Raw genomic sequence first — 25,122 nt, 5'->3', positions numbered from 1 at the left:
TGCATCGCCTCGGCATGCATCCCCCAGAGCCCTCTGAGTCAAGGACCGTGATCGACGTGAAGGTCGGCATCCCCCGCGAGGTCAAGAACAACGAGTTCCGGGTGGCCATCACCCCCGCCGGTGTGCACGAGCTCGTGCGCCACGGCCACCAGGTCTTCGTCGAGCAGAACGCCGGTGTCGGCTCCTCGATCACGGACGAGGAGTACGTCTCCGCCGGGGCGCAGATCCTGTCCACCGCCGACGAGGTCTGGGCCACCGCCGACCTGCTGCTGAAGGTCAAGGAGCCCATCGCGGAGGAGTACCACCGCCTCCGCAAGGATCAGACGCTCTTCACCTACCTGCACCTGGCCGCTTCCAAGGAGTGCACGGACGCCCTCCTGGAGTCCGGCACCACGGCGATCGCCTACGAGACCGTCGAACTGCCGAACCGCGCCCTGCCGCTGCTCGCCCCGATGTCCGAGGTCGCGGGCCGTCTCGCCCCGCAGGTCGGCGCCTACCACCTGATGCGCGCCAACGGCGGCCGCGGCGTCCTGCCCGGCGGTGTCCCGGGCGTGCTGCCGGCCAAGGCCGTCGTCATCGGCGGCGGTGTCTCCGGCTGGAACGCCGCGCAGATCGCCATCGGCATGGGCTTCGAGGTGACGCTGCTCGACCGCGACATCAACAAGCTGCGCGAGGCCGACAAGATCTTCGGCACGAAGGTCAAGGCCGTCATGTCCAACTCCTTCGAGCTGGAGAAGGCCTGCCTCGAGGCCGACCTCGTGATCGGGGCCGTCCTGATCCCCGGCGCCAAGGCGCCGAAGCTGGTCACCAACGAGCTCGTCGCGCGGATGAAGCCCGGGAGTGTCCTTGTCGACATCGCGATCGACCAGGGCGGCTGCTTCGAGGACTCGCGTCCCACCACGCACGCCGAGCCGACCTTCCCGGTCCACAACTCGGTCTTCTACTGCGTCGCCAACATGCCCGGCGCGGTCCCCAACACCTCGACGTACGCGCTGACCAACGCCACGCTGCCGTACATCGTCGAGCTCGCCGACCGTGGCTGGACCGAGGCCCTGCGCCGTGACAACGCGCTGGCCAAGGGCCTCAACACCCATGACGGCAAGGTTGTCTACCGCGAGGTCGCCGAGGCCCACGGGCTGGAGCACGTCGCGCTGGAGAGCCTGCTCGGCTGAGTTTCCCGACGGCTCCCGGGGTGACTCCGGGAAGCCGGCATCGGCTGCCGACTCGGCGCCGGGAAAAGGCGATACGTCAACACAGGTCGTCAACACCGCACACCCGGCCGGACCTTGCCCGACAAGGTCCGGCCGGGTGTGCGTCGGGTCACTTCGCGGCACTCGTTCAAGTCGCCACGAACGTAACTCTTCGACCGATTCGCACACCGGTGAAACCTGCCGTGCGACGGCCTTACGCCCTTGACAGAGGGATGTTCGGTTGCCGACACATCGGGTCGGGTCCGGCGGATTGTGTTGCTGCGGAGCGGTGACACGCCATAGAGTCGCCAATCGTCGGCATGGTGCCACGCTGACCTATCGAGAAGTTCCCTGGTCACCAAGGAGGTAAGACGACTTGTGAATGAGTCGACATTTACTCCCGGGGGTGGTCAACCAGGAATGCCGGCGCGGGGCCAGAGCCCCACGGGGCTCGAGGCTGTCGGCTCCGTCGCTGTCCGCACCTTCGCAGCCCATCAGAGTCCCCGGATGACTCAGACAGCACACCCGAGCATGGATGGCCATCACGTGAACGCCATGGCCGGCAACGGAAGTGGCGAGAACCACACCCACTTCGCCGACTACGACGAACTGCCCGAGGGGCACTTCTACGACCCCGACGCCGAGTACGAGCCCGATCCGGAGTACGCGGCCACGCTCGCGCCCGACGCGGCCCGTCAGCGCCGTGAGCGCATCGGCCCGACGGGGCGCCCGCTGCCCTACTTCCCGATCCCGGGTCCGCTGACCAGTCACGGCCCCGCGACGATCATCGCGATGTGCAACCAGAAGGGCGGCGTGGGCAAGACCACGTCGACCATCAACCTGGGTGCCGCGCTCGCGGAGTACGGACGCCGGGTGCTGCTCGTCGACTTCGACCCGCAGGGCGCGCTGTCCGTGGGACTCGGCGTCAACCCGATGGAGCTCGACCTCACCGTCTACAACCTGCTCATGGAGCGGGGCATGGCGGCCGACGAGGTGCTCCTGAAGACGGCGGTCCCGAACATGGACCTGCTGCCCAGCAACATCGACCTGTCCGCCGCCGAAGTGCAGCTGGTGAGCGAGGTCGCCCGCGAGTCCACGCTCCAGCGCGCCCTGAAGCCGCTGTTGGCCGACTACGACTACATCGTGATCGACTGCCAGCCCTCGCTCGGCCTGCTCACCGTGAACGCGCTGACGGCGGCCCACAAGGTGATCGTGCCGCTGGAGTGCGAGTTCTTCGCGCTGCGCGGTGTCGCGCTGCTCACCGAGACGATCGAGAAGGTCCAGGAACGGCTCAACCCCGAGCTGGAGCTCGACGGCATCCTCGCCACGATGTACGACTCCCGCACGGTGCACAGCCGTGAGGTGCTCGCGCGCGTGGTCGAGGCCTTCGACGATCACGTCTACCACACCGTGATCGGCCGGACCGTCCGCTTCCCGGAGACCACGGTCGCCGGTGAGCCGATCACCACCTACGCCTCCAACTCCGTCGGCGCCGCCGCCTATCGCCAGCTCGCCAGGGAGGTGCTCGCCCGGTGTCACGCCGAGTGAGTCTGCCGGGGGCCGACGAACTGTTCCGTACCACCGGGGGCATGGCGCTCCAGTCGTCCACCCCCAACCGCCGGACCAACGGCGAGGCCCGGGTGCCGGCTCCGGCCGGCGAGAGCGACGCGGCGGCCGGGGAGGACGCGCCCCAGTCGGTGCCCGTCCAGGGCGGTGACGGCGAGGGCGACGAACATGTCGCCGCCGGCACCGAGTCGTCGGACGCGGGGGAGTCCCGCAGCCGGGCCGGCGCCCCGGACCGTTCGGGGCGCGGCCGGCCGGCGCAGGAAGGTTCTGCCGCCCCTTCCACGTCCGTGCAGTCGTCCCGCAAGCGGGGACGCGCCGCGAACCGCCGGCCCAGCGGGCGGGAACGGCACGACGAGAAGATCACGGTGTACGTGTCCGCCGAGGAGCTGATGGACCTCGAGCACGCGCGTCTGGTGCTCCGCGGCGAACACGGTCTCGCCGTCGACCGCGGGAGGATCGTCCGCGAGGCGGTCGCCGTGGTCCTGGCGGATCTGGAGTCCCGCGGGGACGCGAGCATTCTCGTCCGGCGACTGCGCGGGCGGTAGCGGTAGCCTTCGACGGTTATGACCTCGAACGTCCCGCCCCCGTCAGCCGCCTCCGGCGGCCGTCGGCGCGCGCTGGGGCGCGGTCCCGGCAGCGCGCCGGGACCGGTCGAGGCACCGCCTGAGCCTCCTTCCGTCCCGGCCGGCCCGTCGGCCGAACCCCCGAAAGCCCCCGCGGAGCCGCCCGAGACGCCCCGGGAGGGCGCCGGGAGGCCTGGCGGGCCCGGGACACCGGCCGAGCCCCCGGGAGCGCCTGTAGCCCCCACCGCGCCCTCCGCGGCGCCGGAAGGGCCGGCGGAGCCGCCCGCGGGTGGCGGAGAGGCGACCGGGGCGCCCACGGCACCCGGCGACCTCCCGCGGCCCGGTACGGACGGCGCGGGCGCTGGAGAGGCCCCCGCGGCCGACGAGGGCGCCGGCGGTGCTCCCGCCGATTCCGGGGGCGGTGTCTTCAAGGTGCGGCTCTCGAATTTCGAGGGGCCCTTCGACCTGCTGCTCCAGCTCATCTCCAAGCACAAGCTCGATGTCACCGAAGTGGCGCTGTCCAAGGTCACCGACGAGTTCATGGCGCACATCCGGGCGATGGGCCCGGACTGGGATCTCGACCAGACGACCGAGTTCCTGGTCGTCGCGGCGACCCTGCTCGACCTGAAGGCGGCCCGGCTGCTGCCCGCCGCCGAGGTCGAGGACGAGGCCGACCTGGCCCTGCTGGAGGCGCGGGACCTGTTGTTCGCGCGGCTGCTGCAGTACCGCGCGTACAAACAGATCGCGGACATCTTCAACGCGCGCCTCGACGAGGAGGCCCGCCGCTATCCCCGTACCGTCGGCCTGGAGGCGCAGTACGCCGAACTGCTGCCCGAGGTCGTCATCAGCATCGGGGCCGAGGGCTTCGCGAGGCTCGCCGTGAAGGCGATGCAGCCCAGGCCCAAGCCCCAGGTGTACGTCGACCACATCCACGCGCCGCTCGTCAGCGTGCAGGAACAGGCCCGGATCGTGGTGGCGCGGCTGCGGGAACTCGGCGAGGCGAGCTTCCGCTCGCTCGTGGAGGACACCGACGACACCCTCACCGTGGTCGCCCGCTTCCTGGCCCTGCTGGAGCTCTACCGGGAGAAGGCCGTCGCCCTGGACCAGGAGGAGGCTCTCGGGGACCTGGTGGTGCGCTGGACGGGCGGGGAGGCCGACGAGGGTCCGCGGGTGACGGACGAGTTCGACCGGCCGGCGGAAGCGGCGCGGGACGAGGCGGAGAACGGGGCGAGGAAAGCGGCGAAGGACGCGGCAGGGCGCGGGAGCGAGAAGGAGAAGGCGTGAGCGAGGAGAGCACCGGCACCCCCGCGGGGCCGCCCACCGTCGCCGGCCTCGATCTCGGGGCCGCCCTGGAGGCCGTCCTGATGGTCGTGGACGAGCCGGCCACCGAGGAACACCTGGCCAAGATCCTGGAGCGGCCCCGGCGGCAGGTCGCGGACGCGCTGCGCGCGCTGGCCGACGAGTACACCGTCCAGGGCCGCGGATTCGAGCTCAGACTGATCGCGGGCGGCTGGCGCTTCTACTCGCGTCCCGCGTACGCGAGCGCCGTCGAACGCTTCGTCCTGGACGGCCAGCAGGCCCGGCTCACCCAGGCGGCCCTGGAGACGCTCGCCGTCGTCGCGTACCGCCAGCCGGTGAGCCGGTCCCGGGTCTCCGCGGTCCGCGGAGTCAACTGTGACGGCGTGATGCGGACCCTCCTCCAGCGCGGTCTGGTCGAGGAGGCGGGCACGGAACCCGAAACAGGTGCGATCCTGTACACGACGACGAACTACTTCCTGGAGCGAATGGGCCTGCGTGGTCTGGACGAGCTCCCGGAGCTCGCGCCCTTCCTCCCCGAGGCGGACGCGATCGAGGCCGAGACGCTGGAAGGGGTCCCGTCGTTCGATCCGGATGCACCGGACGCAGACGCAGACGACACGACGACGACGGAACTTTGATGCGAAGCAGTGGCAGTGGCAGCGGCAGGAACAGCGGGCGCGGCAACCCGCGGGGAACCGGCGGGAGCGGCGGGAGCGGCGGATCGCGCGGCAGCGGCGGTTCGCGTGGGACCGGCAGTGGCGGTTCCCGTGGGACCGGCGGGGGCGGTGGCTCCCGTGGAACCGGCGGGAGCGGCGGCGGCTCGCGCGGCAGCGGCGGGAGCGGCTCGCGGGGAACCGGCGGGAGCGGCTTCCAGCCGAGGAGCTCGGCGCAGGGGCGCGACGACCAGCCGAAGCGTCCCAGCAAGCCCCGTCCCGAGGAGCGTCGCTACGACGTAGGCCCCGGCGGCACGCACGAAGGCCCGAAGTCCGGTCGCGGAGCCTCGGCGCGCGGTGGCGCCAAGGGCGGCCCCAAGCAGGGCCAGCAGCGCGGCGGCCGTACCGAGCCCGCGCGCTCCCGTGAGTACGAGACGCGGACCGAGGAGCGCAACCGGGACCGGTACGCGGGCAAGCCCGACATCAAGCTGCCCAAGACGTTCCCGGGCGCCGAGGAGGAGGGCGAGCGCCTCCAGAAGATCCTCGCGCGAGCGGGCTACGGCTCCCGGCGTGCCTGTGAGGAACTGGTCGACCAGGCCAGGGTCGAGGTCAACGGCGAGATCGTCCTGGAGCAGGGTCTGCGCGTCGACCCGGAGAAGGACGAGATCAAGGTCGACGGCCTGACGGTCGCGACGCAGTCGTACCAGTTCTTCTCGCTGAACAAGCCGGCCGGTGTCGTCTCCACGATGGAGGACAACGAGGGCCGCCAGTGCCTCGGCGACTACGTGACGAACCGCGAGACGCGGCTCTTCCACGTGGGCCGGCTCGACACCGAGACCGAGGGCGTCATCCTGCTCACCAACCACGGCGAGCTGGCGCACCGCCTGACCCACCCCAAGTACGGCGTGAAGAAGGTCTACCTCGCGCACATCGTGGGCCCGATCCCGCGCGACCTGGGCAAGCGGCTCAAGGACGGCATCCAGCTGGAGGACGGGTACGCGAAGGCGGACCACTTCCGTGTCGTGGAGCAGACCGGCAAGAACTACCTGGTCGAGGTGACCCTGCACGAGGGCCGCAAGCACATCGTGCGCCGCATGCTCGCCGAGGCCGGTTTCCCGGTCGACAAGCTGGTGCGCGTCGCCTTCGGCCCGATCACCCTGGGTGACCAGAAGTCGGGCTGGCTGCGCCGCCTGTCGAACACCGAGGTCGGCATGCTCATGGCCGAGGTCGGTCTCTGACCCCGGAAGCACCCTGAGGCCCGGGAGCCCCACGGCTCCCGCGGCCCGCGGACATCCCGCGCGCGAATCGGCCGGTCCCGGAACTTCTCCGGGGCCGGCCGATTCGTTTTCGCCTCCGGGAGACGTATCTGCGGGCCCGGCGGTCCTGCGAGGGGTACTAGGGGTACGAGGGCCGGGCCTCCCTGCGCACCTGGACCACAACTTCCCCGGTCGAAAGCCTTGTTGACACCCCGCGCTCCCTTTATAGTCGTAATGACCATGGTCAGGGTGACCATAAAAGGTCACCATGGGAAGCAGGGGACGCGGGAGTGGAGACGGGCAAGGGCCGCGCGCCGGGGGGTGAGGCGCCCGAGGGCTACGACAAGTACGCCTTCGAGCCCTTCGCCGTCACCGTCGATCTGGCCGTCCTGACCGTACGCGCGGGCGCACTCCAGGTCCTGCTGATCGAACGGGGCCGGGAACCGTACGCCGGCCGCTGGGCCCTGCCCGGCGGCTTCGTGCTGCCCCGCGAGTCCGCCGAGACGGCCGCACGGCGTGAACTCGCCGAGGAGACCGGCCTGTCGGACCTCTCGGGACTCCACCTGGAGCAGCTGCGCACCTACAGCGAACCCGACCGCGACCCCCGTATGCGGGTCGTCTCCGTCGCGTTCGCCGCACTGCTGCCCGACCCGCCCGAACCGCACGGCGGCGGCGACGCGGCGCAGGCCCGGTGGCTGCCGTTCGACGCGATCGGCCCGCTCGCCTTCGACCACGACCGGATCCTGGCCGACGCCCACGAACGCGTGGGCGCCAAGCTGGAGTACTCCTGTCTCGCCACGTCCTTCTGCCCGCCCGAGTTCACCCTCGGAGAGCTTCAGCACGTCTACGAGACGGTGTGGGGCACCACGCTCGACCGGCCCAACTTCCGGCGCAAGGTCCTCGCCACGCCGGGGTTCGTCGAACAGGTCCCCGGTGCCGCACGCCTCACCGGCGGCCGCGGCAAACCCGCCGCCCTCTACCGCGCGGGCGGCGCCAAGGTTCTGCACCCACCACTGCTGCGTCCCACCTCGTAAGGACGGCCCCGATGACCAGCACGACCCTGACCAAGCGCGCAGCCACCGGTTCCCTCATCGGCCTGGCCCTCGGAGACGCGCTCGGGTTCCCCACCGAGTTCAGCACCGTGCCCGCCATCCTCGAGAAGTGCGGCCCCTGGCGGCAGATGGCGCTGCCCAGGCCCGCGATCGTCACCGACGACACCCAGATGACCCTGGCGCTGGCCAACGGACTGCGCACCGCCATGGACCGCGGACTGCTGGGCCCGCTGCGGATGGAACGGCCGGTCCGCGAGGAGTTCGTGGACTGGTACCGGTCGCCCGAGAACAACCGGGCCCCCGGCCGGACCTGCCTGGTCGCCTGCAACCTCCTCAAGGACGAGAACCGCCGCTGGCAGGAGGCCAGCCAGACCGGTTCCAAGGGCTGCGGCGCCAACATGCGCGTGGCGCCCGTCGGGCTCGCCCGCGGACTCAGCGACGAACAGCGCGCCGGCGCCGCCCAGCTCCAGGCCGCGCTCACCCACGGCCACCCCACCGCGCTCGCCGCCTCGGACCTCACCGCGCACACCGTCCGGCTGCTCTCCCAGGGCGCCCGGCCCGCGGAACTGATCGGCCTGCTGCTCGCGTACGCGCACGAGAACCGGCACCGCTACCACTCCCGCTGGCTCGGCGACCTGTGGACCTTCTGCCACGACGCCACTCCCGAGGCGTACATCTCCCGCGGCTGGGACGAGTGCATCGCCGTCCTGGACAACCTCCGCCAGGCCGTGCGGACCGTGTCGCCCGAGGACGACCCCTGCCTGGCCACCGGTGAGGGCTGGATCGCCGAGGAGGCGTTCGCCACCGGCCTGCTGTGCTTCCTGATGTTCGTCGACGAACCCGTCACCGCGCTGCGCCGGGCCGCCTGCACCTCGGGCGACTCCGACTCCATCGCCTGCCTGACCGGGGCCTTCGCGGGCGCCCACCACGGCTCCGAGGCCTGGCCGACCGACTGGGCCGACCGCGTCGAGTACCAGAGCGACCTCATGTCGCTGGGGGCGCTCTGGGATGCTTGAGCCATGACAAACGTCCTCGGTCCCGGCGCCGACCTCGCGAGCGTGGTGGCTGGACAGCCCGACCCCGTGCTCTTCGCCACCGTCTCCGGAGCGCACCTGTACGGCTTCCCGTCCCGCGACTCCGACGTCGACCTGCGCGGTGTCCATGTGCTGCCGACGGCCGCCCTCGTCGGGCTGGGCGAGCCGGAGGAGACCCGGTCGCGCATGTGGTTCCGGGACGGGGTCGAGATGGACCTGGTCACCCACGACCTGCGCAAGTTCGTACGCCTCATGCTGCGGCGCAACGGCTATGTGCTGGAGCAGCTCCTGTCGCCGCTGGTCGTGCGCACGAGCGACGAACACCGTGAGCTGATCTCGCTCGCCCCCGATGTCGTCACCCGTCACCACGCCCACCACTACCGGGGGTTCGCGGCCACACAGTGGCGGCTCTTCGAGAAGAGCGGCGAACTCAAGCCGCTGCTCTACACGTTCCGTGTGCTGCTCACCGGCATCCACCTCATGCGCAGCGGGGAGGTGCAGGCCGATCTGCCCACGCTGGCCGGGCAGATCGCCTCTCCCGCGTACCTCGCGGACCTGATCGCCGCGAAGGCGGAACGGGAGCACGGGCCCGCGGACGTCCCGCGCGCTCGTGTGGAGGAGGACGTGGAGCGGCTGCACGTACTCCTCGACGAGGCACAGGAGGCCTCCGAACTGCCGGACGCCGCCTCCGCGTACGACGCTCTGCAGGCCTTCGTGGTCAGGGTCCGGCTGGACGGGTTCGGGGGAGGACAGGACATGGTCCCGGGAGGACCGGGGCCTGTCTGACCATTCCCGTCCGACAGGCCCTAACGGTCTCCGGCGGCGTCCCGGAGCACTGAGGCCCGGCGGGTCCGGATCAGGAAGTCCTCGACGCGCGCGGTGTCGGGCTCGGGCGGGAGCGGGCTGCCGACGGCCTCCTCCTCGGCCTCCGCCGCCAGCCGGACCATCCAGCGCTCGACCTCGCTCCAGGACACCTCGCCCCGCTTCACCGCGAGCAGCGGCTCGCGCTGCTCCCCGACCTCGATCGTCAGGGAGCCGGTGCGCAGCAGATCGCGCGCACTCGTGAGCAGGCGCAGCAGGTGCATGGCGTGCTTCCAGCGCGGGGCGCCGTGCGTACGGACGTCGGCCTCCAGCTTCTTGCGCTGGCCCAGGGCGTAGCGGGTGAACGTCTCGTGCGCCTGACGGGAGAGGAAGGCCCGGCGCAGGTCGAGGAGTTCGCGGCCGGTGTCGTCCGCGTACGTGACGAGCGGGGAGTGGAGGCACTCCAGGATGTTCGGGTTGGCGCGCAGCGCGAGCGCGCAGAACCGCTCCAGTTCCCAGCTGAACTGCTCCGGCGCCGGGCCCTCGACATGGGTCGGCGGTTTCTCGAAGCGCCAGAACCGCGCGGTCGGGGCGAGGAAGACGCCCCGGAGGTCGGTGTCACTGCCGTCGGTGGCCAGTCCGAAGGCGCGTGACCCCATCACACAGGAGTAGACCGTGTGGTCCCGCACCAGCGACAGCCCGGCCGCCGGGACCTCTGGCGCTGACGCGGGCGCGTCGGACGGCGCGGGCGGCACCGCCGGTGCCGGGGACACCGGCCGGGTCGGGGCCGCGTGGGGTACGGGGGCTTCGGAGCGCATGTCCGGAGCCTACGGGCCCTCTCACGCCAGCCGGATCGAGTTTCCCTGCACCGTGATCTTCTCCGCGGGCAGCGGACGCGGCGCGGGACCGGCCTTCACCGCCCCGTCCTCGACACCGAACTTGCTGCCGTGGCACGGGCAGTCGATCGTTCCGTCCGCCACCTTGTCCACCAGGCACCCCTGGTGGGTGCAGACCGCCGAGAAGGCCTTGAAGTCGCCCTTCGCCGGCTGGGTGACCACGACCTTCTGGTCCTTGAAGACCGTGCCTCCGCCGACCGGGATGTCACTCGTCGTGGCGAGCTGCTGCCCGCTGGACGCCTTCGGCGACTCGTCCGAGGAGCTGTTCTTGTCGCCGTACTCGCTGCACCCCGCGAGCAGCGCGGACGTCCCCGCGGCGAGGATCACGGTGCGCCGCGTCGAGCGGTCGGTCATGTCGTCACTCCGAACGTACGGAAGAACCAGAAGGCGGATGTCAGCCAGACGGCGGTGAGCACGGCGAAGACGAGTCCGCCGACGACGGGCAGCAGCCAGCCGGGCAGGCGCTCCGAGCGGAGCAGCAGCATCTTGGCACTGAAGGCACCGAAGAAGAAGCACCCCAGGAGCGAGTGCCACATGACGCGTGTGCTGTACGTCTGATAGCCCAACGCGTACAGACAGTGCACCGCGACCGGTACCGCCACCAGGAACGCGATCCGTCCCGACCACCGGTGCAGCCTCGCCGCCCAGCCCGGGCCCGGCAGCTTCCCGTACATCATGAGCGCCGAGACGAGCTGGACGAGGGCGAAGAAGAACGCCGCCGTCGCCAGCCAGGACTTCACGGCGCCCGTGCTGCTGAAACCGGCGATATTGAACGCCGTTCCCGTGGGGTCGTGGACCTTGCCGTAGACACCGAGGCCGACCGCGACGGCCGCGGCGACCAGGGCCGGGACGAGGTAGCGGGCCGCGTCGGCGCGGCCGTGGCCGGGCGGCGGGGAGGGGAAGCCCTGGGTGGCGGCGTTCGGGTCCACGGTCATGAACGGCTCCCGGTGGAAAGAGGCGGTCAGGGGGTGACAGGGCGGGCGATGATCTTCTGTCCGTCGATCGTCACGGCGCCGGTCTCCGGGTCGATCGACGGTGCCGCCGAAGGGGTGCCGTCGCGCTCGACGACGCCGACCTGCCGTCCGCCGGGCAGCACGATCCAGCCGCCGTCGACCTTCGCGCCGCGCACGGTGGCCGTCGCCCGGTACAGGCCGGAGGGCTTGACGGCCCTGTCCGCCGTGAAGGCGTACCGCTCCCCGCCGACGTCGGCGGTGCCGCGGATCAGCTTGTCGCCCCCCTGGAGGGTTCCGTTCAGCTCGTCGCCGTGACTGCCCGTGAGCTTCAGGGTCCCGTCGTCCTCGACGGCACCCTTCAGCCAGGACTCCTTGTCGTGCCCGTCGCAGAAGTACGCGATCGCCTTGCCGCCCCGCAGGGAGACCGCCACCGCCGAGGTGTCGTCGTCGGTACGGCCCGCGTAGTCGGCGTTGGGAACGGCGCCGCGGGACGGCGAGGGGCTCGGCGACGGCGACGGCGAGGCGGAGTCCGGTGGCGCGGTGGCCGACACCGAGACGCCCGGCGACGCCTCCCCGTACGGGTTCGAGGTGCTCTTCGTCCCCGTCGTCGCGTTGAGCGTCAGCAGGAACACGCCGAACACCAGCCCCGCGAGGAGGGTGAGAAGGGGCCCTGGTCGCTTCATCCGGTCCTCCCCCTGGGCGGTCTCCTGCCATGAGAGCGGACACGCGCGCCCGCGTCCAGAGGCGCACGGGCGCATTCTCGCCAGAAGTAGCGGAATGGGGCGATTCGGGTGACATCGACGCGCCCGGACGGCCGGTCCCGGCCGGATCCCGTACCCGGCCCCCGTCTCGTCAGGCGGGCGCCGCGCACCGGCGCCCCCGGGGGCTGACTACGCTGGTGTGACACGACGTGTACACAGATCAGCGAGGAGCATCACCGTGGCGGTACGAGCGGTCCGGGGAGCCGTCCAGCTGGAACGGGACGAGGCCGGCCACATGGACGAGCAGGTCAGCGAGCTGCTCACCGCCATCCTGGAGCGCAACGCGCTCACCACGGACGACCTGATCAGCATCTGGTTCACCGCGACACCCGATCTGCACAGCGACTTCCCGGCCGCGGCGGCGCGCAAGCTCGGCATCGTCGACGTCCCGCTGATCTGCGCGCAGGAACTGGACATCGAGGGCGCGATGCCCCGGGTGGTCCGTGTTCTCGCCCACATCGAGTCCGACCGGCCGCGCGCCGAGATCGTGCACGTCTACCTGGGCGCCGCGGGCGCGCTCCGCAAGGACATCGCCCAGTGAGGACCGCACTCGTCATCGGAACCGGGCTGATCGGCACGTCCGCGGCCCTCGCGCTCGCCTCCCGCGGCGTCGTCGTCCACCTCGCCGACCACGACCCGGAGCAGGCCCGTACGGCGGCCGCGCTCGGCGCCGGCACGGACGAGGCACCCGAGGGGCCCGTCGACCTCGCGATCGTCGCCGCGCCTCCGGCGCACGTCGCCGCGACCCTCGCGGACGCCATGCGGCGCGGTCTCGCCCGCGGCTATCTCGACGTCGCCAGCGTCAAGGGCGGTCCCCGCCGCGAGCTGGAGGCGCTCGGCCTCGACCTCACCCCGTACATCGGCACGCACCCCATGTCGGGCCGTGAGAAGTCCGGTCCGCTGGCCGCGAGCGGCGACCTCTTCGAGGGCCGGCCCTGGGTGCTCACCCCGACCCGGGACACGGACACCGAGGTCCTGAACCTCGCCCTGGAACTGGTCTCGCACTGCCGTGCCGTGCCCGTCGTCATGGACGCGGACGCCCACGACCGCGCCGTGGCGCTCGTCTCGCACATGCCCCACCTGGTGTCCAGCATGGTCGCCGCGCGCCTGGAGCACGCGGAGGAGACGGCGGTACGGCTCTGCGGGCAGGGCATCCGCGACGTGACCCGGATCGCGGCCTCCGACCCCCGGATGTGGATCGACATCCTCTCCGCGAACCCGGGCCCCGTCGCGGACCTCCTCGCGGACGTCTCCGCCGACCTCGACGAGACGGTCCAGGCCCTGCGTGCCCTCCAGTCCTCCGACGAGGCCAAGCGCCGCGAGGGCGCCGGCGGCATCGAGGACGTCCTGCGCCGCGGCAACGCGGGCCAGGTCCGTGTCCCCGGCAAGCACGGCTCCGCGCCGCGTGCCTACGAGGTCGTGGCCGTCCTCATCGACGACCAGCCCGGTCAGCTCGCCCGCATCTTCGCCGACGCGGGGATGGCCGGCGTCAACATCGAGGACGTACGCATCGAGCACGCGACCGGTCAGCAGGCCGGTCTGGTGCAGCTGATGGTGGAGCCGAAGGCGGTGCCGGTGCTCGGCGCGGCACTGCGGGAGCGGGGCTGGGCGCTGCGCCAGTGAGACGGCCGCCGGGAAGGGCCGGCGATACCGCCGCCGGGAAGGGCCGGCGATACCGCCGCCGGGAAGGGCCAGTAATACGGGGTCCGCGGGGCCGGTAACCTTGTGCGGGGCGCGATCGCGTCCCGCAGAGACCTCCACCCCGCACCAGGAAGGTGTTCCCACCGTGGACAACGGCGCCGCCCGTACCGCTCCGGCTGTGATTGTCGCCATCGACGGCCCCTCCGGCACGGGCAAGTCGAGCACCTCGAAGGCCGTGGCCGCGAAGCTCGGTCTGAGCTACCTGGACACCGGGGCGCAGTACCGCGCCATCACGTGGTGGATGGTCAGCAACGACATCGACATCACGGACCCCTCCGCGATAGCCGCCGCCGCGGGCAAGCCGGAGATCGTCTCCGGTACCGACCCGGCCGAGCCGACCATCACGGTCGACGGGACCGACGTCGCCGGCCCGATCCGTACGCAGGAGGTCACCTCCAAGGTCAGCGCGGTCAGCGCCGTCCCCGAGGTGCGTGCCCGGATCACCGAACTGCAGCGCACCCTCGCCGGGTCCGCGCCCGCCGGCATAGTGGTCGAGGGCCGGGACATCGGCACCACCGTGCTGCCCGACGCCGACCTGAAGATCTTCCTCACCGCCTCCCCGGAGGCGCGTGCCGCCCGGCGCAGCGGTGAGCTGAAGGGCGCGGACATCGACGCGACCCGTGAGGCGCTGGTCAAGCGGGACGCGGCCGACTCCAGCCGCAAGACCTCCCCCCTCGCCAAGGCGGACGACGCGGTCGAGGTGGACACCTCCGACCTCACGCTCCAGCAGGTCATCGAGTGCGTCGTCACCCTCGTCGAGGAGAAGCGGGCCGCCAAGTGACCGCACCCTCCGCGAGACGTGCCGAGGTCGGGCGCCGGATCGGCGTCGGCCTGATGTACGGGCTGTGGAAGCCGCGCGTGCTCGGCGCCTGGAAGGTCCCCGCGACCGGCCCGGCGATCCTGGCCGTGAACCACTCCCACAACATCGACGGGCCGATGGTCATGGGCGTCGCGCCCAGGCCCACACACTTCCTGATCAAGAAGGAAGCGTTCGTCGGCCCGCTCGACCCGTTCCTGCTCGGCATCGGCCAGCTGAAGGTCGACCGGGAGATCGCCGACCGGGCCGCCATCACCGACGCCCTCGGCGTCCTGGCGTCCGGCGGAGTCCTCGGGATCTTTCCCGAGGGCACCCGGGGCGAGGGCGACTTCGCCTCGCTGAGGGCCGGGCTCGCGTACTTCGCGGTGCGCAGCGGAGCCCCGATCGTCCCCGTGGCGGTGCTGGGAAGCTCCGAGCGGACCAGTCGGCTGACCAAGGCGCTGCCCCCGCTGCGCAGCAGGGTCGACGTCGTCTTCGGAGACCCCTTCGAAGCGGGCGACGGCAGCGGCCGGCGCACGCGACAGGCGCTGGACGAGGCCACCGGCCGGATCCAGAAGCAGCTCAGCGCCCACCTGGGCGAAGCCATGCGTCTGACCGGACGCAGGGAAAACGCCGGGCGCCCCGCCGGGCGTTAGGCGACACTTAGTAGTGGATCACCCGGTTTACGGGTGATCCACCGATCACCACGAATGAACGACGAGGTACGGACTTCATGAACGACCACATCCAGCCCGACGGCTCGGCAGAGCACGATCACGGGGCGCTTGGCGATGCCGAGTACGCGGAGTTCATGGAGCTCGCCGCGGAAGAGGGCTTCGACATCGAGGCCGTCGAGGGCGCGATCGAGGAGGCGGGCCACGGCCCGCTGCCCGTCCTCGCCGTCGTCGGCCGCCCGAACGTCGGCAAGTCGACCCTGGTGAACCGCATCATCGGCCGCCGCGAGGCCGTCGTCGAGGACAAGCCCGGTGTGACCCGCGACCGCGTGACCTACGAGGCAGAGTGGGCGGGCCGCCGCTTCAAGCTCGTCGACACCGGCGGCTGGGAGCAGGACGTCCTCGGCATCGACGCGTCCGTCGCCGCGCAGGCGGAGTACGCGATCGAGGCCGCCGACGCGGTCGTCTTCGTCGTCGACGCCAAGGTCGGCGCGACCGACACCGACGAGGCGGTCGTGCGCCTTCTCCGCAAGGCCGGAAAGCCCGTGATCCTGTGCGCCAACAAGGTCGACGGCATGAGCGGCGAGTCCGACGCCTCGTACCTCTGGGCCCTCGGTCTCGGTGAGCCGCACCCGGTCTCCGCGCTGCACGGCCGCGGCACCGGCGACATGCTCGACGCCGTCCTGGAGGCGCTGCCCGAGGCCCCGGCGCAGACCTTCGGCACCGCGGTCGGCGGACCCCGCCGCATCGCCCTCATCGGCCGCCCGAACGTCGGCAAGTCCTCCCTGCTGAACAAGGTGGCGAACGAGGACCGCGTCGTCGTCAACGAGATCGCGGGCACCACCCGTGACCCGGTCGACGAGCTCATCGAACTCGGCGGCGTCACCTGGAAGTTCGTCGACACGGCGGGCATCCGCAAGCGCGTCCACCTCCAGCAGGGCGCCGACTACTACGCCTCGCTGCGCACCGCCGCCGCCGTGGAGAAGGCGGAGGTCGCGGTCATCCTGATCGACGCGTCCGAGACCATCTCCGTGCAGGACCAGCGCATCGTCACCATGGCGGTCGACGCGGGCCGCGCCATCGTCCTCGCCTTCAACAAGTGGGACACCCTCGACGAGGAGCGCCGCTACTACCTGGAGCGGGAGATCGAGACCGAGCTCGCCCAGGTGGCCTGGGCGCCCCGGGTGAACGTCTCGGCCCGTACCGGCCGCCACATGGAGAAGCTCGTCCCGGCGATCGAGACGGCCCTGGACGGCTGGGAGACCCGCGTTCCGACCGGCCGTCTGAACGCCTTCCTCGGCGAGCTGGTCGCCGCCCACCCGCACCCGGTCCGCGGCGGCAAGCAGCCGCGCATCCTGTTCGGCACGCAGGCGGGCACCAAGCCCCCGCGGTTCGTGCTCTTCTCCTCCGGCTTCATCGAGCACGGCTACCGCCGCTTCATCGAGCGCCGGCTGCGTGAGGAGTTCGGCTTCGCGGGCACGCCGATCCACATCTCGGTGCGGGTGCGCGAGAAGCGCGGTACCAACAAGAAGAAGTGACGCCCACGGGCGAAGCGTGAGGGGCGGCTCCCCGGGGGAGCCGCCCCTCACGCGTCACCGCTCATGGATCTCGCCGCTCACAGGCCCCTGCGCGGGGCGGGCGGGAGTGCGGCCGGGATGTGATGCATGCCCGTGCCGTGCTGGCGCGCGCCCGGCTGCCAGACGGCCGTCGTCGCCGTGGTGTGCCCGTGCTGTGCGGTGATCTGCCGTGCGGTCTGCGCTCCCGCGCTGTACGAGCTGTACGTGCCCGACGAGCTGAACGAGTTCGGACCGCGCCCGAGGATCCCGAAGGCCTTGAACTCCAGGTTCTCCTCACCGTGACGGTCGCCGGGCAGGGTCCTGAACGCTCTGATCCACTCGGCGTGGAGCGCGTCGTAGATCGGCGTGGCCGATGAGCCGCCCTGATGAGGGTCCTGCACCGGTCGCGGCGCCGGCACCTCTCTGCTCGAACGGAGGGGGGAGCCGGAGGGGAGGACCGGCTGGAAGGGCCGGTGGCCGGGGACGTCGTAGGTGTGCACGTACGTGCCAACGACCCCACCGCCCAACGGATGCGGCCGGAGCGGTCATTTCGCGGCCCGTCCGGAGTGAGCGGCGCGCGCGGGGGCGCGGGGAACCGCACGGGCACCCCCGAGTGGCCGGCGCCGGCCACTCGCCCGTGGTTCCCCGCCCCGCTCCGTCGGCTGTCCCGCCGTCTTCAGATGCCGGCGAGCGGCATCGTCGCCGCGACCAGCTTGCCGTTGGCGGCCGCCTTGTCGAGGGCGTCGCGCAGCAGGTCCTCCCGGGGCTGACGGCCGATCGAACCGACCGGCGCCGCGAACAGGAGCACCTGCTGGAGCTTGTTCGCGGCGGCGCGCCAGCTGTCGGTGACCTGGAGCGCCTGGTGGGCCTGCCACCAGGCGACGGGCGAGCCGCCGCCGGTGCCCGGCTGGAGCACGGCGTGCAGCTGGCCCGCCGCGAGCAGCACGGACCAGCCGTGCAGGACCGGCGGCACCGAGTTCAGCTCGGTCGCGGGCATGAAGCCCTGCTCGATCAGCAGGGGCAGGAAGTCGTCGCCGATGTCGGTCGAGCCGGGTCGCACGATCGGGCCGGTCGGCTCGACGACGAGTGCCGGGTGCAGCTCGCCGTTGATCAGGACGAGTCCGCTGGTGACGCCGAGCACGGCCTGCTCGGGGGCGAGGGAGGGGTCGGTGGGCGCGCCGTCGGGGTGGATCGAGCGGACGGCGCCCTGGAGTTGTTCCTCGGTGACCTGCACGACCTGCGAGGGCAGGCAGGTGGCGTGGGCGAAGGCGAGGACGGCGGTCTCGTCGCCGATGAACAGGACGGTGCTGGTGCGCTCCTGTTCCGAGTCGCCCGGGGTGCGGCACGACGTGCAGTCGTAACTGCCGGGGGCGTTCTCTCCGGCGAGCAGCCGGTCGGCTTCTTCGTCGCCGATCTCGGCGCGTACGTCGTCGCTGACGTCGAGCATGCGCGGCACGGTGGCTCCTCGGGATGCGGTGCGTGGCGGTGCCGGGTGGCTCCCGGCCCATGAACCGGGGGTTCCCGGCTCATGAAGATGTCAACGGGTGATCTGTGGCCGGAGTCACGCCCGAGGGCGAACGGAATCGAACCATCCGACGCCCAGGGTGAAGGCGCCCCCGGAATCGGTTACTCCCAGTCAACTTCCGGAAGTACGGGGGAAGTTGAATGGGTGAAGTGGGTCACAGATCACAAGAGGCGAGGGTCGACAAATCCGGAAATCACCCAATGAAATGGGTGGCCGAAAATCGATGATACCCGCGGTAACCGCTAACTGGCCTCGAATGACAAGGAGTTGGTTGATATCGGGGCGCCGGGGTCCATAGATTCCTTCGCCGTGTGCAACGAGCACCGCTCGGGAACGTCCGCCGGCCGATCCGCTTCGGATCACAGCACGCCGCCGGTGGACGGGTCGGAGCGCGAGGGCCGCGTCCTACGCGCAGGTCACCGCGTCCCGTCCTGGGGGACCCCGGGTGTTTCGAGAGGGAAATACATGTCCGCATGTGCCGATAGCACTCACGAGAACGGTCACAAGGCTCGTACGGCGAACAGGACACGTACGACGGCGGTCCTCGCCGGGGCGGCACTGCTCGCCCCGTTCGGACTGCTCGCCGCTACCGGCGACGCCGCCGCGGCCGACAGTGGAGTGTGGGACCGCATCGCCCGGTGCGAGAGCGGCGGCAACTGGCACATCAACACCGGCAACGGCTACTACGGGGGGCTCCAGTTCTCCGCGGGCACCTGGCGCGCCTACGGCGGCACGGCGTACGCGCCGACCGCCGACAAGGCTTCCAGGAGCGCGCAGATAGCCGTCGCGACCAAGGTCCAGAGCGCACAGGGATGGGGTGCCTGGCCCACCTGCTCGGCCCGCGCCGGGGCCTACGGGAACGCGCCCGGCTCCTCGGGTTCCGGGCAGGCCGCCGGATCCGCGAGCACCGGGTCGGCCTCGAAGCCGGCGCGCGAGCCGGCCCGGAAGTCCGCCCCGGCGAAGCGGGAACCGGCGAAGACGCCGGCCCGCACGCCGGACCACGTCGGCCGCGGCTCGTCCCGCGGCGACTACACCGTCCGCGAAGGCGACACCCTGAGTGCCATCGCCGCGCGGCACGGGACCACCTGGCGGAAGATCTACGCCGCCAACCAGTCCGTCATCGGCGGTGATCCCGACCTGATCGTGCCCGGCCAGCGGCTCGACATCTGAGCCACGCTCCCCCTCGTGCCGGGCACGAGGGTCTGCCGTTCGGACCAGGGGGCGCCGAGGCGCGGTGCGCTGCCCCGCGTCCCGCCGCGTGATCCGGGCGACAGACCCCGGGCCCCACCCGGTCCTCCGACCGGGTGGGGCCCTGGGCGCGCCGGGCACGGGCTGGGCGGGCGAGCGGGACGCGCTGCTTAGCGTGGCCCGATGTCCTTCATGCCGACCAGGCGGATTCCGCCCAGCACCCGCATCGCGTCCCGGCTTCCGAACGGACGTGCGCGGTACGCGGCCGTGGTCGCCGCCGTACTGACCGCCCTCGTTCCCTGCGACGCGGACGCCGCGGCGCCGCCCCCGCTCCCGGGCCCCGGGTCCGTCCGGGCCGCCTCCGACTGCGCGAACGACCAGTGGCCCTGGACCTGTCTCGCCGAGTGCGAGAGCGGCGGCCGCTGGCACGCCAACACCGGGAACGGCTACTACGGCGGGCTCCAGTTCTGGCAGCCGACCTGGGTCCGGTTCGGCGGGCTCGCCTACGCTCCCCGCGCCGATCTCGCCACCCGCGCCCAGCAGATCAAGGTCGCCGAGAAGGTGCTGGCCGTCCAGGGCTGGGGTGCCTGGCCCGAGTGTTCCAGGTCGTACGGACTCCAGGGCCCCTTCCACGTGGTGAAGACCGGCGAGACGCTCGCGTCGATCGCCCGCAAGTACCGCGTGACGGGCGGCTGGCAGACGCTCTACAACGTCAACAAGAAGAAGATCGGCGGCAGCCCCGACCGGCTGGCCAAGGGCCTCCGGCTCGTCATCCCGAAGCCGGCGGGCGCCTCCCGTAGCGGGGGCCCCGCACTGTTCGGCCCGCCCCTGAACCCGGAGGCCCACCGGTCCGCGCCGCCGTCTCGGTGGCCTCTCCGCTGAACACGACCGCGCCACGGCGCAGTTCGTGGACGTACGTCGTCCGGCCCGCCCGCTCCCGCAGAGCCGGCGGCAGCCGCTGCTCGGCGATCACCACGCACGCGTCGAGAGCGCCCAGCAGCGCGTACGTCTGGGCCGCGACCGCCGGCGACATGCCCTGCGCGGGTTCGTCGGCGAGCACCACGCGCGCGCGGGCCGACAGGGCGCGGGAGAGGGCCAGCATGCGCTGTTCCCCGCCGGAGAGGGTGCCCGCCCGGCGGGGGAGGAGCGGCTCCAGCCGGGGGTAGGCCTCCAGCGCTGCCGCGAGGTCGGCCGCCCCGAGTTCCAGGTTCTCGCGGACGGTCAGGGAACCGAACACCGCCCGGCGCTCCGGGACGAGGCACAGTCCGCGCCGGGCCCGCTCGAACGCGGGCAGGCGCGTCACGTCGGCGCCGTCCCAGACGACGGCGCCGGCCGCCAGCGGCACGGTCCCGGCGAGGGCGCGCAGCACGGTCGTACGGCCGGAGCCGTTGCGGCCCAGCAGCACGGTGAGGCCGGGGCCGGGGGCGACCAGACTCACGCCGTGCAGGGCCTCCAGGGGGCCGTAGCGTACGCGCGCGCCGCGCAGGGCGATGCTCATCCGCCGTGCCTCGTGTCCAGGACGCGGTCGGCGGGCCCCGAGGCGACGATCCGTCCGGCCGCCATGACGTGCACGGTGTGCGCCAGGTCGGCGACCAGATCGAGATCGTGCTCGACGACCAGGAGGGCCATGCCGTCCGCGGCCAGCGCCCGCAGCACCCGGGCCAGCGCGGCCACCTCGCCGGTGTCGAGACCGGCCGCGGGCTCGTCGAGCAGCAGCACCCGGGGGTTCCCGGCGAGCGCCCGGGCCAGTTCGACGCGCCGGAGCGTCCCGGTGGGCAGCCCCGCCGCGGGCAGTGACCGCACCGGCCCGTCGAGCCCGAGCAGCCGCAGCGCCCGCTCCGCCGCCCCCGGATCCGCGGTCCGGCCCTGCTCGGCGCCCACGCGCACGTTCTCGGCCACGGTCAGCGACGGGAAGACCGCCAGCTGCTGGAAGGTCCGTGCGATGCCCAGCCGTGTCCGCGCGTGCGCCGCGAGCCGTGTGATGTCCCGCCCTCCGAGCAGCACCTGTCCGCCCGAGGGGCGCAGCGTGCCCGCGAGACAGTGGAACAGGGTGCTCTTCCCGGCCCCGTTGGGCCCCACGACCGCGGTGACCCGGCCCGGCGGGACGTCGAGAGTCGCCCCGTCGAGTGCGGTGAACCCGCCATAGGCGACGCGGAGCCGACGGGTGGCCAGCGGTCGCGGGTCCGCCCCGGCCCGCCGGGCGGCTCCGGAGATTGCCCGCCGTACCGGCTCCCTCCCGGCGACCGTCCGCCTTCCCGCGCCGGACCTGCCCGCGGACGCGACCTCGGCGGCGGTCCCCGGGCGCGGCCCGGCTTCCTGGCCGTCGTCGGCCGGTGCGGGTTCTGGGTGTGGTCCGGTTTCCCCGTCGGATCCCGCCGGTGCGGCGGGATCCGGGCGGGGTGCGGTTCGCCTGCCGCCGCCGGCCGGCGTGAGGCCCGGACGGCACCCCGGCTCCCGGTCGGGGCCGGTCGTCGCCGCGGCCCCCGCGGCGGCCGTCTCCCGAAGTGCCCGGGGCCGCCCCGCGCCGGCGGTGAGCAGGTGTCGGCGGACCCTGACGCCCAGGGGTGTCAGGGTCGCCCGGGGACGGAGCCGGAGCCGGGACGCCGCCGTGCGCAGGGCCTCGTACGGGCCCTCGGGGAAGCGGCCGACGAGGACGGCGAGGAGGCCGATCAGCGCGGCCGCCACCCCGCCCCGGGCCCCCGCGTCGAGCCCGACCAGCAGAGCCGCGGCGACGAGCGCGCCGAGGACACTGTCGGCGCCCAGCACGACGACCGCCGCGAACCAGAGCAGACTGCGGACCGGGTCGTACTGGCCGGCGTCGAAGGCACGCAGCCCCATGCCGAGCATGCCGCCGCCCAGCGCGGCCAGCGCGGCCCCCGCGACGAACGCGGTCAGTTTCAGCTCCGGGACGCGGACGCCCGCCGCCGAGGCGCCCGCCTCGTGGTCCCGCATCGCGGCCAGGGCCCGGCCCGTCCGGCCCCGGCGCAGGGTGTGCGCGGCGAGCAGGGCGGCGGCCAGCAGGACGAGTTCGAGCACGTAGTACGCGCGGTCGCCGCCGAATCCGGCCGGGCGGTCCAGGGACAGACCGGACACCGCGTACGGCTGCGCGAAGACGAACCGGCTGACCCCCACGCCCACCGCGAAGGTGGCCACCGCGAGCGCCAGACCGTGCCGTTCGATGGCCGGCCAGCCGGTCAGCACGCCGAGCGGGGCCACCAGCAGCACGGCCACCGCCAGCGCGGCCAGCTCGGGCAGCCGGGGCAGCCCCGGGAACCGGCCCGCGGCCAGCAGCGCCGTGAACAGGGCGCCCAGACCGGCGTACGCGGCCTGCCCCAGCGAGATCTGGCCGCCGCGGCCGGTGACCACGACCAGCGACAGCAGGACGACACCGAGCGCGGGCACCTGCACCGACGTGCGCAGGTCCGAGCCCGCGAACCCCAGGGGCAGCAGGAACAGCACGACGGCCACGGCCCAGGCCCCGGGCGGTGCCGGCACGCGGACCGCCGCCGGACGCGGGAGCGCGTCACGGGTGCCGATGCCGGGCAGTACGAGCGCGGCGACGAGCAGCGCGACCACGAAGAGGTTGGCGCCGACCGCCTGGAGCAACGGCTCCGCCCAGCCCGTGGGATGCAGCCGGGTCAGCTGACTCTGGGCCACCCCGATACCGAGCGCGACCACGATCGCCACCGGGAGGCTGCGCATCCGGGCCGCCACCGCGACCGCCATCACCTCGATGACGAGCAGCGGCAGGCCGTACGGGTCCAGCCGCACGTACGGCGCGAGGAGCACGCCCGTCAGGCCCGCCGTGAACGAGCCGAAGGCCCAGCCCGCCGCGGCCACCCGGTCCGCGTCGATACCGCCGAGCACCGCGAGCGGGCGGTCGTCGACGACCGCCCGCAGCTCCGTGCCGAAGCGGGTCCAGCGTGTCACCGCGCCCACCCCCGCGGCCAGCGCGACGGCCACCGCGAGCTGCCCCCACGGATCCGCCGACACGAGCGTCGGCGCGTCCGCCCGCGCGCCGGTGCCCCACACGAGCGCCGCCCCGCCGACCAGCAGCACGAAGACCCCGATGCTCGCGACCAGGGTCCGCGCCGGGTCGCCGCCGAGCACGGCCAGCGGCCGGAACACGAAGCGCTCCAGGGCCATCCCGATGGCCGGGGCCACCACCAGCAGGGTCACCGACGCGCCGAGCGCGAGCGGCCAGCCCCACTCGACCGTGAACTGGCGCAGCAGATACGCGCACACCATGGCGATCGCGCCGTGCGCGAAGTTGAGCACACCGGTGGCGCGGTAGGTGACGATCAGCCCGATCCCGGTGAGCGCCGCGGCACCGCCGATCGACAGACCGGCCAGGGTGAGGTCGTACGTCAGCGAGGACATCGGCGGGGACCTCAGTCGTCGGGACCGGCGGAGGGGCGCCCGGGGGCGGTCGGGCCGTCGGGCGTGGACGGGCGATCGGGCGCGGTCGGCCGTTCGGCGAGGGGCGGGCCCGCGGCGGCGGGGGAGGGCGGCCCGGCGGTGGAGGCGTCGTCCTCGGCGTCGGGCTCGCAGATCGGGCACGGTCCCAGGTCACCGCTCGCGAGGACGCGCGAGTCGGCCGGCAGGGCCTCCGGCTTCCCGGCGACCAGCGGGCAGTCCGCGCGGTGGTACAGGGTGCCGCCGGGAACCATGAGGAGGGCGCCGCCGACGGCCACGGGCCCGGCCGCCGCCGGCCCCGGCTCCTCGGCGCCGGCGGCCACCAGCAGCCCGTACAGCTCCTCGACGCGCGCCGCCGCCGAGGCGTTCCGGCCCTGGGCGAGCAGCACCGCGCCGGCGATGAGCAGCGCGGCACCGGGCACCGTGCAGGAGGCGAGGTAGGGCAGCTGACGTTCCGCGTACCGCTCACCCGAGACGCCGTACCAGCCGATGACGCACAGCACCGTACCGGCGGCCAGCGCGGCCCAGCCGGCCCACTGGACGGGGTGCACGCTCCGCAGCCGAGCTGTCCGCATCCGGACTCCCACACGTCGGGTATCTGTCCATGTCAGCCGATGGCTTGCACTATGCCTTCTGGAAGCTGACCCTGAAAGCACCGGGCGCTTTTGGCCCGGACCGACACCCGGTGGTGAGCCAGATGGTTCTCGGGAGCGACCTCAGGCGGGGGAACGTCGGGGGAGTGGCGGTGGCGGCGGTACTCGTCCTCGCCGCGGCCCTCACGGCGTGCAGCGACGACAGCGGCGGCGGGAGTTCCGCGTCGCCCACACCCACGGCGGAGCAGTCCACCAGCGTGCCGTCCGCCACGGCTCCGGCCGACCCGGCGGCGGCCCAGCAGGAGATCAGGCAGAACTGGGAGAAGTTCTTCGACCCTGCCGTCTCCGCGAAGGATAAGCAGGCCGTCCTGCAGAACGGCGACCAGATGGCCCCGCTGCTCCAGGGCTTCAACGGTGACCAGCGCGGTCAGCAGGTGAAGGCCGATGTGGAGAAGATCGAGTTCACCTCGCCGACCGAGGCGGACGTGACCTACACGCTGACCCTGAACGGCGCCACCGCCCTGCCGAACGCCTCCGGGACGGCCGTCGAGCAGAACGGCACCTGGAAGGTCTCCGTCAAGACGCTCTGCGCGCTGGTGCAGCTGAGCGGCAACGGGTCGTCGAGTCCCGTCCCGGGCTGCTGATCAGC

25 protein-coding genes and 1 pseudogene are annotated in these 25,122 nt (G+C 72.6%); 17 read left to right on the top strand and 9 right to left on the bottom strand.

Annotated features, from left to right (window positions below; genetic code table 11):
• The first annotated feature begins 47 nt into the window (after positions 1–47).
• The 9 genes from ald to ACFYW9_RS35465 all read left to right on the top strand — a co-directional run bounded on the left by ald (position 48) and on the right by ACFYW9_RS35465 (position 9,399).
• The gene (gene ald, locus ACFYW9_RS35505) at positions 48–1,172 is read left to right on the top strand and encodes an alanine dehydrogenase (protein WP_328668044.1); all 1,125 of its coding nucleotides are present in this window, start codon (positions 48–50) and stop codon (positions 1,170–1,172) included.
• Positions 1,173–1,610: 438 nt separating this feature from the next.
• Entirely contained in the window at positions 1,611–2,738 is a 1,128-nt protein-coding gene (locus tag ACFYW9_RS35500; protein WP_365876908.1) for a ParA family protein, read from the top strand.
• Entirely contained in the window at positions 2,723–3,301 is a 579-nt protein-coding gene (locus ACFYW9_RS35495; RefSeq protein WP_351864276.1) for a hypothetical protein, read from the top strand. The genes ACFYW9_RS35500 and ACFYW9_RS35495 overlap by 16 nt, the downstream gene beginning before the upstream one ends.
• An 18-nt stretch (positions 3,302–3,319) precedes the next feature.
• Positions 3,320–4,603, top strand: a complete 1,284-nt coding sequence (locus ACFYW9_RS35490) for a segregation/condensation protein A (protein ID WP_389159250.1) — start codon at positions 3,320–3,322, stop codon at positions 4,601–4,603.
• Complete coding sequence (gene scpB, locus ACFYW9_RS35485) at positions 4,600–5,256, top strand: SMC-Scp complex subunit ScpB (protein ID WP_351864271.1); 657 nt, start codon at positions 4,600–4,602, stop codon at positions 5,254–5,256. The genes ACFYW9_RS35490 and scpB overlap by 4 nt, the downstream gene beginning before the upstream one ends.
• Positions 5,256–6,509 carry a pseudouridine synthase gene (locus ACFYW9_RS35480; protein ID WP_389159248.1) on the top strand — a complete coding sequence of 418 codons (1,254 nt, stop codon included), beginning with the start codon at positions 5,256–5,258 and terminating at the stop codon, positions 6,507–6,509. The genes scpB and ACFYW9_RS35480 overlap by 1 nt, the downstream gene beginning before the upstream one ends.
• A 308-nt stretch (positions 6,510–6,817) precedes the next feature.
• On the top strand, positions 6,818–7,561 hold the full coding sequence (locus tag ACFYW9_RS35475) for an NUDIX domain-containing protein (RefSeq protein WP_389159246.1): 744 nt from the start codon (positions 6,818–6,820) through the stop codon (positions 7,559–7,561).
• An 11-nt stretch (positions 7,562–7,572) separates the two neighbouring features.
• Complete coding sequence (locus ACFYW9_RS35470) at positions 7,573–8,595, top strand: ADP-ribosylglycohydrolase family protein (protein WP_389159244.1); 1,023 nt, start codon at positions 7,573–7,575, stop codon at positions 8,593–8,595.
• 3 nt (positions 8,596–8,598) lie between these two features.
• Positions 8,599–9,399: a DNA polymerase beta superfamily protein gene (locus tag ACFYW9_RS35465; RefSeq protein WP_389159242.1), complete on the top strand. Its 801-nt coding sequence runs from the start codon at positions 8,599–8,601 to the stop codon at positions 9,397–9,399.
• 20 nt (positions 9,400–9,419) lie between these two features.
• Here ACFYW9_RS35465 and ACFYW9_RS35460 read toward each other — a convergent pair whose 3' ends face one another.
• The 4 genes from ACFYW9_RS35460 to ACFYW9_RS35445 form a co-directional block, all read right to left on the bottom strand.
• Entirely contained in the window at positions 9,420–10,073 is a 654-nt protein-coding gene (locus ACFYW9_RS35460; protein ID WP_389159274.1) for a DNA polymerase beta superfamily protein, read from the bottom strand.
• Positions 10,074–10,253: 180 nt separating this feature from the next.
• A complete protein-coding gene (locus ACFYW9_RS35455) occupies positions 10,254–10,664 on the bottom strand; it encodes a Rieske (2Fe-2S) protein (protein WP_351864253.1) in 411 nt (136 codons plus the stop codon).
• Positions 10,661–11,245 carry a DUF6529 family protein gene (locus ACFYW9_RS35450; RefSeq protein ID WP_389159240.1) on the bottom strand — a complete coding sequence of 195 codons (585 nt, stop codon included), beginning with the start codon at positions 11,243–11,245 and terminating at the stop codon, positions 10,661–10,663. Before ACFYW9_RS35450 ends, ACFYW9_RS35455 begins: the two co-directional genes overlap by 4 nt.
• 26 nt (positions 11,246–11,271) lie before the next feature.
• Entirely contained in the window at positions 11,272–11,946 is a 675-nt protein-coding gene (locus ACFYW9_RS35445) for a hypothetical protein (RefSeq protein WP_389159238.1), read from the bottom strand.
• A gap of 256 nt (positions 11,947–12,202) precedes the next feature.
• Between ACFYW9_RS35445 and aroH the strand changes: the two genes are divergently transcribed.
• The 5 genes from aroH to der all read left to right on the top strand — a co-directional run bounded on the left by aroH (position 12,203) and on the right by der (position 16,733).
• On the top strand, positions 12,203–12,565 hold the full coding sequence (gene aroH / locus ACFYW9_RS35440) for a chorismate mutase (protein WP_351864246.1): 363 nt from the start codon (positions 12,203–12,205) through the stop codon (positions 12,563–12,565).
• Positions 12,562–13,647, top strand: a complete 1,086-nt coding sequence (locus ACFYW9_RS35435; protein WP_326788650.1) for a prephenate dehydrogenase — start codon at positions 12,562–12,564, stop codon at positions 13,645–13,647. Before aroH ends, ACFYW9_RS35435 begins: the two co-directional genes overlap by 4 nt.
• A gap of 163 nt (positions 13,648–13,810) precedes the next feature.
• A complete protein-coding gene (gene cmk / locus ACFYW9_RS35430; protein ID WP_351864243.1) occupies positions 13,811–14,506 on the top strand; it encodes a (d)CMP kinase in 696 nt (231 codons plus the stop codon).
• The gene (locus tag ACFYW9_RS35425) at positions 14,464–15,177 is read left to right on the top strand and encodes a lysophospholipid acyltransferase family protein (RefSeq protein WP_389159235.1); all 714 of its coding nucleotides are present in this window, start codon (positions 14,464–14,466) and stop codon (positions 15,175–15,177) included. Before cmk ends, ACFYW9_RS35425 begins: the two co-directional genes overlap by 43 nt.
• A 77-nt stretch (positions 15,178–15,254) precedes the next feature.
• On the top strand, positions 15,255–16,733 hold the full coding sequence (gene der, locus ACFYW9_RS35420) for a ribosome biogenesis GTPase Der (protein WP_351864238.1): 1,479 nt from the start codon (positions 15,255–15,257) through the stop codon (positions 16,731–16,733).
• A 77-nt stretch (positions 16,734–16,810) separates the two neighbouring features.
• Here the strand turns inward: der and ACFYW9_RS35415 are convergent, their stop codons facing one another.
• Complete coding sequence (locus tag ACFYW9_RS35415) at positions 16,811–17,152, bottom strand: hypothetical protein (RefSeq protein WP_326788653.1); 342 nt, start codon at positions 17,150–17,152, stop codon at positions 16,811–16,813.
• Between the two features lie 275 nt (positions 17,153–17,427).
• Positions 17,428–18,207 (bottom strand): hypothetical protein, encoded by a 780-nt coding sequence (locus ACFYW9_RS35410; RefSeq protein WP_351864235.1) that lies wholly within the window; start codon positions 18,205–18,207, stop codon positions 17,428–17,430.
• Positions 18,208–18,741: 534 nt separating this feature from the next.
• On the opposite strand from ACFYW9_RS35410, the gene ACFYW9_RS35405 reads away from it, so the two are divergent.
• Together ACFYW9_RS35405 and ACFYW9_RS35400 are read left to right on the top strand one after the other, a co-directional pair.
• Positions 18,742–19,446, top strand: a complete 705-nt coding sequence (locus ACFYW9_RS35405) for a transglycosylase family protein (RefSeq protein ID WP_389159232.1) — start codon at positions 18,742–18,744, stop codon at positions 19,444–19,446.
• A gap of 201 nt (positions 19,447–19,647) precedes the next feature.
• A complete protein-coding gene (locus tag ACFYW9_RS35400; protein ID WP_351864228.1) occupies positions 19,648–20,346 on the top strand; it encodes a transglycosylase family protein in 699 nt (232 codons plus the stop codon).
• Here the strand turns inward: ACFYW9_RS35400 and ACFYW9_RS35395 are convergent.
• The 3 genes and pseudogenes from ACFYW9_RS35395 to ACFYW9_RS35385 form a co-directional block, all read right to left on the bottom strand.
• On the bottom strand, positions 20,234–20,962 hold the full coding sequence (locus ACFYW9_RS35395) for an ATP-binding cassette domain-containing protein (RefSeq protein ID WP_389159230.1): 729 nt from the start codon (positions 20,960–20,962) through the stop codon (positions 20,234–20,236). The two genes, ACFYW9_RS35400 and ACFYW9_RS35395, sit on opposite strands and share 113 nt — an antisense overlap.
• Positions 20,959–23,844: an ATP-binding cassette domain-containing protein gene (locus ACFYW9_RS35390; RefSeq protein ID WP_389159228.1), complete on the bottom strand. Its 2,886-nt coding sequence runs from the start codon at positions 23,842–23,844 to the stop codon at positions 20,959–20,961. Before ACFYW9_RS35390 ends, ACFYW9_RS35395 begins: the two co-directional genes overlap by 4 nt.
• Before the next feature lie 146 nt (positions 23,845–23,990).
• A pseudogene (locus ACFYW9_RS35385) lies at positions 23,991–24,455 on the bottom strand (hypothetical protein); the annotation flags it as partial.
• Positions 24,456–24,577: 122 nt separating this feature from the next.
• Here ACFYW9_RS35385 and ACFYW9_RS35380 point away from each other — a divergent pair.
• A complete protein-coding gene (locus ACFYW9_RS35380) occupies positions 24,578–25,117 on the top strand; it encodes a hypothetical protein (protein WP_389159226.1) in 540 nt (179 codons plus the stop codon).
• Positions 25,118–25,122 lie beyond the last annotated feature (5 nt).

It is taken from the genome of Streptomyces sp. NPDC002698, from assembly GCF_042888945.1.
Classification (GTDB): domain Bacteria; phylum Actinomycetota; class Actinomycetes; order Streptomycetales; family Streptomycetaceae; genus Streptomyces.
The sequence above is the reverse complement of the archived record's forward strand: the minus strand, read 5'-3'. Positions and strand labels throughout refer to the sequence as shown.

Excerpts from the sequence above, each read along its gene's own strand:
- ACFYW9_RS35500 (WP_365876908.1), top strand. The coding sequence starts at position 1,611 with ATGCCGGCGCGGGGCCAGAGCCCCACGGGGCTCGAGGCTGTCGGCTCC.
- ACFYW9_RS35490 (WP_389159250.1), top strand. The coding sequence starts at position 3,320 with ATGACCTCGAACGTCCCGCCCCCGTCAGCCGCCTCCGGCGGCCGTCGG.
- ACFYW9_RS35480 (WP_389159248.1), top strand. The coding sequence starts at position 5,256 with ATGCGAAGCAGTGGCAGTGGCAGCGGCAGGAACAGCGGGCGCGGCAAC.
- ACFYW9_RS35470 (WP_389159244.1), top strand. The coding sequence starts at position 7,573 with ATGACCAGCACGACCCTGACCAAGCGCGCAGCCACCGGTTCCCTCATC.
- ACFYW9_RS35465 (WP_389159242.1), top strand. The coding sequence starts at position 8,599 with ATGACAAACGTCCTCGGTCCCGGCGCCGACCTCGCGAGCGTGGTGGCT.
- ACFYW9_RS35460 (WP_389159274.1), bottom strand. The coding sequence starts at position 10,073 with ATGGGGTCACGCGCCTTCGGACTGGCCACCGACGGCAGTGACACCGAC.
- ACFYW9_RS35455 (WP_351864253.1), bottom strand. The coding sequence starts at position 10,664 with ATGACCGACCGCTCGACGCGGCGCACCGTGATCCTCGCCGCGGGGACG.
- ACFYW9_RS35450 (WP_389159240.1), bottom strand. The coding sequence starts at position 11,245 with ATGACCGTGGACCCGAACGCCGCCACCCAGGGCTTCCCCTCCCCGCCG.
- ACFYW9_RS35445 (WP_389159238.1), bottom strand. The coding sequence starts at position 11,946 with ATGAAGCGACCAGGGCCCCTTCTCACCCTCCTCGCGGGGCTGGTGTTC.
- der (WP_351864238.1), top strand. The coding sequence starts at position 15,255 with ATGAACGACCACATCCAGCCCGACGGCTCGGCAGAGCACGATCACGGG.
- ACFYW9_RS35405 (WP_389159232.1), top strand. The coding sequence starts at position 18,742 with ATGTCCGCATGTGCCGATAGCACTCACGAGAACGGTCACAAGGCTCGT.
- ACFYW9_RS35400 (WP_351864228.1), top strand. The coding sequence starts at position 19,648 with ATGTCCTTCATGCCGACCAGGCGGATTCCGCCCAGCACCCGCATCGCG.
- ACFYW9_RS35395 (WP_389159230.1), bottom strand. The coding sequence starts at position 20,962 with ATGAGCATCGCCCTGCGCGGCGCGCGCGTACGCTACGGCCCCCTGGAG.
- ACFYW9_RS35390 (WP_389159228.1), bottom strand. The coding sequence starts at position 23,844 with ATGTCCTCGCTGACGTACGACCTCACCCTGGCCGGTCTGTCGATCGGC.
- ACFYW9_RS35380 (WP_389159226.1), top strand. The coding sequence starts at position 24,578 with ATGGTTCTCGGGAGCGACCTCAGGCGGGGGAACGTCGGGGGAGTGGCG.